Consider the following 11,133-nt stretch of genomic DNA (forward strand, 5'->3'; position numbering starts at 1 on the left):
GGCTGATGATGAATCCATTAATTCCTCATATGCGTAATGTGTTTTTGTTTGCATTTTTGCTTTGTTTATCAAATTTCACACTGGCATCCGGGCAAACAAGCCCAGAAAGCATCGTGTACAATTTTTATAAGTCATATTTGAAAGAAAAATCATCGGACGACAACCGACTTCTCAGTCAATATGTTTCTGATGAATTAATGAAAAGCATTAACGACTCAATGATGTGTAATTATGATTCTGATGATTCAGTTTCGGCAGAAGAGTTCGAAAGTAAATGTACACAGAAGCGCGAATGCAAGCAGTTTAAAGGGCGTTATATTTGTAACTGGAATGGTACTTGGGTTGATACTGATGTTGATTACTTTACAAAATCACAAGATATTTATCCTTCATGGAAAGCAAGTATAAGTACCTTTGATGTTTCTCAGAAAGAGAATAACTCTTCAGTCAACGTTATTTTAGGAGCGGGTTTCGAGCCTAAAGTTAAATTTAAGGTTATGCTAGAAAGAATTGGTGGGAAGTGGAAAATCACCAGCGTAACAGATCAATAAGCGTATGGTCATTTTCTAAATTGCTCACCTCGACTACGCATACAAATACCAACATATCTACGGAGTGATTTTCATGTTGAAGAAGATTATTTTTGCTTGCTGCTTATTCTGCGTGACCAATATAGCCTCAGCTTCAACGAACAATAGTTCAATGCCAGGGCAAATTGTTGCGAGTTTTTATCATGATTACCTTGTTGCGTCTGAAATGCCTGACATGGAATCAGCTGATAAACTAACCCAAAAAGCTATTTTTGAATATACAACTGAACATCTCAGAAGTCTGCGGGATAATGATGAATCGGGTGCTGATTATTTTGTCGACGCTCAGGATATATGTGAAGAATGGAAAGACAGCATTAATGTGGAAGCTGTTTCAGGGAACGACCAGGTCGCACAAGTGAAGCTAACATTAGGATATGGTAAAGCCGTATCCCTGTATGCCGTTAATCTGGTTAAAGAAAACGGTAACTGGTTAATGGATTCTGTTAAGCCCATATCCCATAGCAGTATTTATTGCCCTCGACAAGCAGAGGGGGGAGAGTAAATGCTGGACAAGAATGTCGCAGTTAGTGTTTTAAACACTCAAGCTCTGGCCAGGGCGAAAATTAACGCTGAAAATTTCAAAAATGGCATAGATAAAAAACTTAAATATGGCGAGTCAAAGTGTGCCCGCTATGTTAAAAAAGCATTAATCGCTGGAGGGGCATCTGCAAAAAATTCAGGAATTGAATCAGCTAAAAATTATGGCCCGTGGCTGCTTGAAAATAACTTTAAAGTTGTTGATAACGTCACAACAGTTCGTAGTGGCGGTGTATTCACAATTTCTGATCAGCAAGCGGGGGATGTTGTCGTAATTCAGGCAGCGCCACATCATGTACATGGTCATATGGCGATGTTTAATGGTACACACTGGGTATCTGATTTTATCCAGGAAAGGGGGTTTTATCCAGCTCAGGTATACCGCGACCAAAATATAGCCTATAAGCTATATCGTTATTCCGACAGCGATAGTGCAACCCAACGCTCTCCTAAAACCCAAAAAGGGAAGATCAACATTGTCTGGCCAATACCCTCTAACGACCGAGGGAAAGAATTCAGTAACCTGGAAACAATACTCGCTCATCTGGGCGGGGAGTCAACCGGACAGTACGCGATTGGCCGTAGCGGGATGTGGCATGGTGGTATACATATCACACATGCAACGACTCCGTGGTGTGCTCTCAGTGGCAAAGCACCACTGGAGGCATTCGATTTTCCGGTTGCTTTTAAAGGTGAGCAGGCTATACGTTGCATGGCTGACGGTGAAGTGGTTGCTTATCGGATCTGCAAGGATTACCTAACGCTTGCATGGGAATCAGGTCCGCTTAGCTTTTCCGGTTCGTTTGTGCTGGCTAAACACTTTATTCAACCGGGGGAGAAGGAATCCAGCGGGCTGCATTTCTACACTCTGTATATGCATCTTGCGCCGTATTCAGCTTATGAGGCTGAAGCAGAAAATCAGTGGGTCATTCAGGATACTCTAAGAGCATATTCTGAAATGGACTGGCTGACTGCGAAACTGACTTCAGATAAAACTTCTCCACAAATTGCCGGACACATGCCTAAAGGGGCAAGAGTCGAGTGGGACCCTGCAGACAGCAATCTTAACGCCACAGGAAATAACAAGCGAAAATATGGTCTTGTGACACTGAAAGGATTACCAGAAGAAACCAGCAGTACCCTCACACCTGGTCAGCGCTATTGGGTTGTTGTGGATAACAACAATCTTAAGCCAGCGCCGGGGGCCGGTCCAGGCTGGTGGCGACACTTGTTTCCTCCCGCAAAGGAAGTCATGGTATTCGATAAAACGGTAAGTCTCAGTTCACCATTTGCTATTAAGGCCGGTGACCCGATTGGGCACATGGGCTACTATCAGGCACCAAAAGATGGTGGTTATGAGGCACGATACCAGGTACATATCGAATGCACGAGCATGGATGATAATCTGGAGAAATTCCTGACCAACCCAGAAAAAGTGGGGGAGAAAAACCCGCTTTGGTTGAAGTATTCTCCTGGCCTTGCTCTGTACACAAAAGATGTCGCGAAAGGAACCTTCTCAAAGGGTACGACGTCAACAACTCGGACAGGCATTCTTCCGTTGAGCAAAGTCACAACTGAAACGGATAAATCAACAAAACAGGAATACTGGCAGCTGCGGCCGGAAAATGCCTACGTCCCCAAAGGCCAGGCAGAGCCTCAACTGTTGTCGCAGTATGATCTGGCAAAGATGGGCTTCAGAACTGAAACCGCAGAACCTTCCAGCTTTGATTATCTGGATGGGAAAAACCAACCTACTGGATTCTTCCGTAACCTCATCGACTCACTCTATCAGGCCGCGACCGAAGACACGCGGACCAGTCATGCTCTCGTGAAGCATAATTATCAGCGCCTGCTGGATAAAATTGACAGCGGAAGCGACCGCTATTCTCCAATGGAGTACTGGAGAGCACTTCATAATCCTGATTATCGTGACGTTATTCAGAAAACAATCGTAAAACACCCAAGCGACTGGTACTTCAAAAAAGGCGATGCTATCTGGCAACCGTTCCTGAATGCGTTGAAAAAAGATGCACCAGAATGGAAGAAATACAGCGAAGATTTCCTTGATAAAATGGCATGGATGCAGGATGTCACCACGGAGAAGCTGGGCCCCTCGTTATGGCATATGCATCCAATATTTTTCCTTGGCTCTTTGAAAGTACAAACAGTTTCTATATATAGAAATTACACCCCTTCAGATGCTAAAGAGGCGCTAAGAACTATTTATAAAGAGTACGGCTACGATATGGCTAAAACAATCGAGCAGCTCTATCGAGATGAGACGGGGCATTTTCAGTCAACACAGTACAAACGCTGTGGTGCAGGTGGTATGGAAGTGTCTGGTAACAACCCTCAGCCGCCAGGTTATGGTTGGAATGAATCTCTATTCTCACGCCATCCAGAATACTCACCAATTGGCGTTTGGTGGGCCTTCGAGAATAAAGGCTTAAGTGGCCAGGGCGGCAATCAGCAAATTACAAGCAGGAAAAAAGGGTACATTATATTCCCATCAGTTCTTGCTGCTATGGAATATAAAGTTGACTATATAAACCGAAATGGCGGTAATTGGGCTAACTGGCACTCCCGAAATCCTACAGTGCAAGAATATTATAGAACTGCCATTTCGAGAATGAGGCATACTTTTGTAGATGAAATCAAAGGGGAGAGTTAATGAAGACTTATAAAAGAATAACGGCTCTATTACTTTCGTTGTTGCCGGTGTCCATGTCTTTTGCTGCAAGCCCGGAACAGTGCTACTCATATTTTACTGAGTTAGTGAGGAGCAGCAACTATCCATTTAGTGAATGGAATATAAATCCCAACAAAGTAAACTTAATAATCGATGAAGATGATGATTCGATTATAAGAGCAAAATTAGTGGTTGATACAGATGGTACAGGCACGATTGGATGGGTTTTATTTAACAAAAGCAAAGCAGAGTTGCTTAACACCACTATTGATCCAGAAAAGCCAATTAAACTGACCTATAACAATGAATACGAAAAAGCTCAAAAGTATTGTCTTTCAGGTGAGGTTATTTATCAGGTTCAAAGTAAGAAACGTGTGTACTTTTTTGAGATGACTGATTCCGGAATGAAACAGACAAACACTTTCATTGTCAATGGAGATTATGTTAAGCGATTTGAAACACAGAATAAATACACCAAAGTGTCTTATCAAACAAAGTCAGGGACTACTGTTACAGGCTGGGTTGAGTTGGCCTCACTGAGACAAATTGACTTTAAAAGCTCCTGGTAAGAAACACATGCTTCATTATTTAACAGTAGCGATCCCATAGAATGGACAGTGGTTTACAAAGAGCCGGATATGCAACTGATCCAAATTATGCCAATTCATTAATTGCTGTCATGAGAAGCCAGGGGGTTATATAATGAAAATTTTATTTGCATTTCTATTTTCTTTGTTGTCATTCACCAGTCAAGCTAATGATTTTTGTTCAAAATTGTCTACAAAGGCGGATGATGAAAGAGCAATAATTCAAAGTTCCGAGTCAGGATATAAAGCCTCGGGGAAAGGGCGTATTTATTTCCATAGCGCCCCGAGTGAAAAGTGCTGAATAATCAATACGTTCATCATCCCTGGCGACTTAGTAAATGCTTACGCTGATTTCGGCGATTATACATATATTATGTATTTCACTAAGGATGGGAAAGATGTTGAAGGTTGGGTGAGAGCCGACCGTTTGGTGGAAACAGGTACAGGCATTGGCCCATCAGAAGAAAACAAAAGTGAGTAATAATACTATGCTGTATAGGGGTGTAATGAGAGGTTTTTACGTAAAAATAGTCAGTATATTAATCTTGTCATCAATAGCATTCAGAGGCACTGCCGCTGAACATTGTACCGGCGGCCCGAATTATTATCCCTATAATAAACATCAGACTCCAATTCCGGAAAAAGTCCAATCGGCGGATTCAAGTAAGAGAGTTTATTTTTACTCACTCCCCAAAGAGGAATGCAAGACCACTACTTTTGTTATTAATAACGAAAAGTTACTTAAATATAGAGATGAAAATGGTTTTTCATATGTAAACTACATAAATAAAAATAGTGAATTAATTGATGGTTGGGTGAAGAAAGAGAACATAATCCCAGATAGTGATTCTGTTAATGGATTATCGTACAATGACTTCAAATGGGACATGCCTGAAGGCCAGATAAGTCTTATAGGAAAAGCAACACCAGAACTTGATGCATGGATTAAAGAAAAGGGTTTCAATGTTCCTGAACCAGAAAGCCACGGTTTTAATAAAGGATTTGAAACTTGGGTGCTGTTTATTCAGGGGGTGAGCGTAAGTATTTCTCAAACTAATAGCATTATTGAAAAAAGAACAGGTTTTAACGATACCTTTATATCTGAGATTTCATTTTTTGATAACAAACACAAAACAGTTAGAGGGGTATCTGTAGGTGATGGCTGGGATAAGGTTGTTTCGATGTATGGAAATGAGAGCCGATTAGATAGATTCAGCCAGTGCAGGTACTATCAGTATTTTGATATGAGATTAAACTTTTGTCTGGATTCGAAAAATATTATTCAATCAATATCATTCAATGATTACCCTACAGAGCCAAGACAGTAGAATAAAGTATTCAATGTAATTATATGTCGCAAGAAAATATACAATTAATGATGGCTAGCAATTAACTTGGAAACCCCAGCGCATTCTACGTTACGTGGAATAAAAGTAGGCGACCCAGCTGATAAACTTTTTAAAGCCTATCCTGCTAATCAGGCACAAATAACACCTGAAAAAATCAGTTACACGTTAGGTGATATGTATCTGGATTTCACACTAAAAGCTAACAAAGTAGCATCAATTAATATGGGGATACCTATCCCTGGAGAGGAATAAAATGCTTCAGATAATCAGAAAAGGCGATAAAACATCCCACGGCGGATCTGTACTGACCGCTTCTGAAACGATGAAATTTGGTGGTATCGGCGTTGCCCGCAAAGGCGACAAAGTGTCCTGCCCGGTTCTGGGGCATGGCCCAACAACCATCGTAGAAGGAAACCCTAATTACCTTGATCATGGTATACCGGTAGCCTTTCACGGTCACAAATGTGCCTGTGGTTGCACATTAATCAGTTCATTTGCCGCAGCAAAGGTTGCCTGATTATGCCCGTCTGGCTGGATGCCATCCCTGAAAAGGCTCCTAAGGCTGCGCGTCCCGGCACCGGCCGTTGGCTGCTCTTCCTCGCGTTTGTCATGCTGGGGGGCATTGCGCTCACGCTATGGTGCTGGACATCAGAGCGAACCGGATTTGTCTTCTGGTTCACCGCGCTGGGCCTCCCGTTTTGTACCTGGGGGCTTATTTTCGGCTTACGCCGGTTTGCCTACAAAGCCGAACAGGTGGGGGCCGAGTCCCGTAATGTCGAGCGAGAAGCGCTTATTGACAGTGAAATTCTGCGCGGTCAGCGCTGCGCCTGGATCCTCGGTACGCACATCCAGGCTCCGGCCGGAAACAACGCCGATGACCTGCTGAAGGCAATGAAAGTCGCAGCCCCGGCTATCGACTTCTCCTACCCGAGAGGATGTGACAAACCGGTCAGATACGCGGCATTAACAGAATATCAGACAGATTTAACGAAGGCCCTGAAAGCAGCGGTTAATAAACTGACCACACGTGTAGCGGGGATAGTTAAGCCGCTTCCGCCCGAGCTGCCATGCTGGCTGGTGCTGGATTGTGATAACGATCTGTATCCCCTGTTTGAAGAGCAGCTTAAAGCCGATCTCTCACTCAAGACGGGCAGGATTTTTCGCCTGATGGCCGGAAAAGGGCTGGGGGCGTTTGATACCTGGCTGGACAAGCGATGGGACACCCCGGGCATTCTGGTTGCCATCACGCTGTCGTTACCGGCGTCTCCCCGGGAAGAAGATGCTGATGCTGTCTCGATGGTGGTATTGAGCAACCGCAAAGCCCACGCCTGGCCGGATGCACTCCGCCTTAGTCGCCCCGAAAGGGGAACAGAAACAACGCTCACAAAGACACTCACCCGGGCGCTGCTCTGGGCTAAGACCAGCCCCGATGAACTCAAAGGAAGCTGGATCTCCGGTCCTACATTGACCTCTGGAAGCGGCTGGAATAATGCCTGCGAGCAGAGCGGCGTGGAATTTAGCCTTTCAGAAGACAATTCCAGTATCGATCCCGTGCTTGGCTATACCGGCCATGCTGCTCCATGGCTGGCCATCACGCTAGCCAATGCTGACGTTGAACAACGAGGGGCGCAGGTCATCGCCGCACAACCCGTCGCTGACAAGGACGACATCTGGGTCGCCGTCATCACCAAAGAAGAAGTTCGCAAGGAATCGCCTAAGAATGTCTAAGGTAAAAGTAAAAACTCTCATCGGCTCGGTTGTGACTGTCGCCTTTTTCCTGACAGTCATCGTGGCATTTCTGTTTTATGCCTTTCCGGAAAATGTGGCCTCAGCCACCGGCTTCGGACCCTATGACGGCCAGCGCATACTCACATTCTGCGCCATTATGGTTGCCGCGATGTTTTTACTCGGCTGGCTGACAGAGAAGGCTTTCGACTTCGCCGGTAAATCCGGGCTGTATTTCCAGTGGGGCCAGAAAAAGGCTGAGAGTATCACTCCGGTGACGAACACCATTCCCAGTGAAGAAGACGAGGATGAACCGGTTTTCAGCGAAGACGTCGTGTCCGAACACCTGCGCTTTCGCTATGGACGTCGCTGGAAGCGTAAAGTGCGTCTCCTGCTGGTGATGGGCAACCAGGACGATGTTCACAAAGCTGCCCCGGGCCTGTGTCATGACCTCTGGCAGGAAGGCGACGGCAACGTACTGATTTATGGCGGTGATGCTCAGTCCCTGCCGGATGAGATTTTCCTTGCAAAACTGAAGCGTCTTCGTTCCAACCGCCCTGTGGATGGAATCATTCAGGTGATGAATATCTCAACCCTCCCAACTGATAGCGAACGGGATGCCTTTTTGCGTTGTCGCCAGAAAGCAGACCATCTGCTGGGGTGGCAGGCGCCTGTCTGGCTGTGGCAGACAGACAAAGCGACAGGCGCTCAGCCGGACGCGGAAACGACGCCCGCAGGGGTTATTTTTGGCCCGGGAGGCACCGTCAAAGGGGCGCGTGAAGCGTTTTCTACACTGGCGCAACGTCTGCAAAAAGCCGGTATGGCACAGATACTGAATAATCCGGCACATGACGGCCTGCTTCAGTTGTCCTCGCGCCTGCGACACGAACTGAAGGCCAGCCTGACCGTTTTACTCAGCGGGCTGATGCAGGGATCTGCGGCATGGCGCTTACGCGGGGTCATGTTCAGTCCGGAACTGGCCGTTGCCGGAACGATGCCGAACACACGTATCGACACCCCGACATGGAAGGCTGTCATTGATGACTGTGATGCCGTCAGCGGCAGAAAGCTGGGCTTCAACTGGCTGAAGGTTCTGCGATTACTCCTGCTTTCCCTGATTCTTTTATGGGGAGCCGGTACTCTGCTGTCTCTCATCGTTAACCGGGCTCAGATTTATCAGGCGCAGGAGACAGCCCGGCAGGCAGCGGATACTGCAAAACCACTCGCCGAACGCCTCCACAACCAGCTCGTACTCCAGCAATCAATTGCCCGTCTGCAACATCGTGAGGCGACCGGCGCTCCGTGGTACACGCGCTTTGGTCTTAATCAGGACAGCGACACGCTGGCCGCGCTCTGGCCGCTGTATGCGAAAAACAACGCACAGCTGATGAGGGATGCCACCGCAGATTATCTCAGGCAGCAGCTGAATGCGTTTGTGCAACTGCCTCCTGCCAGTGATGCCCGTACGCAGGGTACACAGCACACCTATGACGTGCTCAAAAGTTATCTGATGCTGGCCCGCCCGGATAAATCGGACGCGAGCTGGCTGGCAAAATACGTACTGGTAGCCTGGCCGAAGCGTCAGAATGTACCGGATGGCACATGGCAGGACCTCGCACCGAAACTGCTGGGCTTCTATGCGCAGAACCTCCCGGCGCATCCGGAATGGAAAATTAAGCCTGACGCGGAATTAATCAGCACGGTCCGTCAGATCCTGCTCAAACAGATAGGCCAGCGTAACGCTGAATCCGGGTTATACCAGGACATGCTGAAGCGCGTTGCCAGCAACTGGCCTGATTTAACGCTTGCAGATATGACCGGTGACACCGATGCCTCAACGGTATTCAGCACTGACGAAGTCGTCCCGGGGATGTTTACACGTCAGGCCTGGGAAGAGCAGGTTCAGGATGCGATTAACGAGGTCGTCAAAACCCGCCGTGACGAAATTGACTGGGTACTGACGGATAAGACGCACCAGACAGGGAGCGATATCTCCCCGGAGGCGCTAAAATCCCGCTTGACAGAACGCTATTTTACCGATTTTGGTAATGCCTGGCTGAACATGGTCAACAGCATTCAGTGGCAGGAAGCTACGTCACTTTCTGAAGCGATTGCCCAGCTCAATCTGATCGGTGATGTCCGCCAGTCACCGCTGGTGGCTTTGATGAACACGCTGGCCTGGCAGGGAAAAACTGGGCAGAAGGGTGAGGCACTGGCAGATTCGATAGTGGACTCAGCGAAAAAGCTGATCGGTCAGAAAAAAAATGCCAGACAATTTATTGAACAGGCACGGGGCCCTAAAGGCCCGCTCGATGGGGTATTTGGACCGTTGATGGGTCTGATGGAAGGTAAAGAGGGCACCGGTGCCAACGGTAACCTTAGCTTCCAGTCCTGGCTCGCCCGTGTTACCCAGGTGCGACTGAAGCTTCAGCAGGTCACCAGCGCCCCGGATCCGCAGGCTATGTCGCAGATGCTGGCCCAGACCGTGTTTCAGGGTAAAGCCATCGACCTGACGGATACCCGCGATTATGAGTCTGCCGTTGCCAACTGGCCGGAAGCTGAAAAGCCTTCTTTGGCTGGCCTGTGTACTGCACTGGAAAACCGCCTGGCACGCTCAGGCGGTATGGAGGCGCTGGTCCCCCAGAACAGCAGCGCCCAGGAGCAGGGACGTGAATCGGGCCATTCAAATTCACCGCAACTGTCAGCCGTGAAATCGGGCCGCGATTTACTCGACCAGGCCAGGTTACTTTCCCGCTGGCTGAGCGAGCAGCCGCAGGGCTGGCTTGCCTCTCACCGGCTGATAAAGACCGTGCGGTGGGATACGGTCGATCAGATCCCTCCGCTGGACAGTAGCGGGCGCAGCCGCCTGGTACCGCCGAAGGCCGAGTACCGGGCTCAACTCAAGCGGCTCTACCTTCAGAAAAACTGGACTGAACTGGTTGAGCAGGCCAGCCAGATGTTTTGCGAGGGGGTCAATCATTTCTGGCTCGACCTCCAGTGGTATCTCTGGCAGGGGCTCAGCCATGCCGGTCAGCCCTGGGAAAACTGGGCTGACTCCGTCCTTCTCGATCTGCGGCTGTTACTTAAACGCCTCCCGGGCCTTGAAGGGCTGGCATGGAATGACGGCACCCCCTTCGCTGATGAAGTCACCACCGCCTGGATCGCTGAAAAAGTGAATGAGGAAGGCCTTCTGTACGGTGATGAACCGGCCGCCGTCGTTAATAGTCAGGCCGACGATGTGCTGCTTCTTGAATCCGAAGCCATGGAAAAGGGCGACGCGGAAGGTCCCGAAGCGGCGCTTGCCTGGCTTCAGTCCCGGCCAGGAATGGACACACCGCGCCATCGCTGGCTGACACGCCTGCTGATGGCACGTGTGGCAGAGCAGTATGGCCGAAACGAAATGGCGCTTCATCTGCTTGGCGAACTGACCAGCAGCGCACCACAGCTGACGCTGGAAGACTGGGAACCCGCTCTGTTGTTTGAAGTCCAGGCTCGCCGCCTGAAACTGCTGCGCCTGAAAGCCGGTCGCAGCGAATCAGATAAAGCCCGTCTGATGCCTGAGATGGATACGCTATTGGCGGGTCTGATCGCCATTGACCCGGCTCGTGCCATGGTGCTCTGTGGCTAATGTTCTCTTTAATAATTTTCAGGAA

At 48.2% G+C, this 11,133-nt stretch carries 9 protein-coding genes; all 9 read left to right on the forward strand.

Translation table 11 applies throughout. The features are described from left to right. Positions 1 to 5: 5 nt before the first annotated feature. The 9 genes from KGP24_RS08625 to tssA all read left to right on the forward strand — a co-directional run bounded on the left by KGP24_RS08625 (position 6) and on the right by tssA (position 11,108). A complete protein-coding gene (locus KGP24_RS08625; protein ID WP_223563025.1) occupies positions 6 to 551 on the forward strand; it encodes a DUF3828 domain-containing protein in 546 nt (181 codons plus the stop codon). Between the two features lie 73 nt (positions 552 to 624). Next, a complete protein-coding gene (locus KGP24_RS08630; RefSeq protein WP_223563026.1) occupies positions 625 to 1,095 on the forward strand; it encodes a DUF3828 domain-containing protein in 471 nt (156 codons plus the stop codon). Then, complete coding sequence (locus KGP24_RS08635; protein WP_223563027.1) at positions 1,096 to 3,801, forward strand: hypothetical protein; 2,706 nt, start codon at positions 1,096 to 1,098, stop codon at positions 3,799 to 3,801. Then, positions 3,801 to 4,388: a hypothetical protein gene (locus KGP24_RS08640; protein WP_223563028.1), complete on the forward strand. Its 588-nt coding sequence runs from the start codon at positions 3,801 to 3,803 to the stop codon at positions 4,386 to 4,388. The genes KGP24_RS08635 and KGP24_RS08640 overlap by 1 nt, the downstream gene beginning before the upstream one ends. 491 nt (positions 4,389 to 4,879) lie before the next feature. Further along, on the forward strand, positions 4,880 to 5,734 hold the full coding sequence (locus tag KGP24_RS08645; protein ID WP_223563029.1) for a hypothetical protein: 855 nt from the start codon (positions 4,880 to 4,882) through the stop codon (positions 5,732 to 5,734). 66 nt (positions 5,735 to 5,800) lie between these two features. Then, entirely contained in the window at positions 5,801 to 6,007 is a 207-nt protein-coding gene (locus KGP24_RS08650) for a hypothetical protein (protein WP_223563030.1), read from the forward strand. A 1-nt stretch (position 6,008) separates the two neighbouring features. Then, positions 6,009 to 6,272 carry a PAAR domain-containing protein gene (locus tag KGP24_RS08655; protein WP_223563031.1) on the forward strand — a complete coding sequence of 88 codons (264 nt, stop codon included), beginning with the start codon at positions 6,009 to 6,011 and terminating at the stop codon, positions 6,270 to 6,272. Positions 6,273 to 6,274: 2 nt separating this feature from the next. Next, a complete protein-coding gene (locus KGP24_RS08660; protein WP_223563032.1) occupies positions 6,275 to 7,483 on the forward strand; it encodes a hypothetical protein in 1,209 nt (402 codons plus the stop codon). Continuing rightward, positions 7,476 to 11,108, forward strand: a complete 3,633-nt coding sequence (tssA, locus tag KGP24_RS08665; protein WP_223563033.1) for a type VI secretion system protein TssA — start codon at positions 7,476 to 7,478, stop codon at positions 11,106 to 11,108. Before KGP24_RS08660 ends, tssA begins: the two co-directional genes overlap by 8 nt. Positions 11,109 to 11,133: the final 25 nt, after the last annotated feature.

This window comes from Enterobacter sp. JBIWA008 (assembly GCF_019968765.1).
GTDB lineage: Bacteria > Pseudomonadota > Gammaproteobacteria > Enterobacterales > Enterobacteriaceae > Enterobacter.

What these genes read in the sequence shown, in the direction of transcription:
- KGP24_RS08630 (WP_223563026.1), top strand. Translation starts at nt 625, where the DNA reads ATGTTGAAGAAGATTATTTTTGCTTGCTGCTTATTCTGCGTGACCAAT.
- KGP24_RS08660 (WP_223563032.1), top strand. Translation starts at nt 6,275, where the DNA reads ATGCCCGTCTGGCTGGATGCCATCCCTGAAAAGGCTCCTAAGGCTGCG.
- KGP24_RS08635 (WP_223563027.1), top strand. Translation starts at nt 1,096, where the DNA reads ATGCTGGACAAGAATGTCGCAGTTAGTGTTTTAAACACTCAAGCTCTG.
- KGP24_RS08640 (WP_223563028.1), top strand. Translation starts at nt 3,801, where the DNA reads ATGAAGACTTATAAAAGAATAACGGCTCTATTACTTTCGTTGTTGCCG.
- KGP24_RS08625 (WP_223563025.1), top strand. Translation starts at nt 6, where the DNA reads ATGATGAATCCATTAATTCCTCATATGCGTAATGTGTTTTTGTTTGCA.
- KGP24_RS08655 (WP_223563031.1), top strand. Translation starts at nt 6,009, where the DNA reads ATGCTTCAGATAATCAGAAAAGGCGATAAAACATCCCACGGCGGATCT.
- tssA (WP_223563033.1), top strand. Translation starts at nt 7,476, where the DNA reads ATGTCTAAGGTAAAAGTAAAAACTCTCATCGGCTCGGTTGTGACTGTC.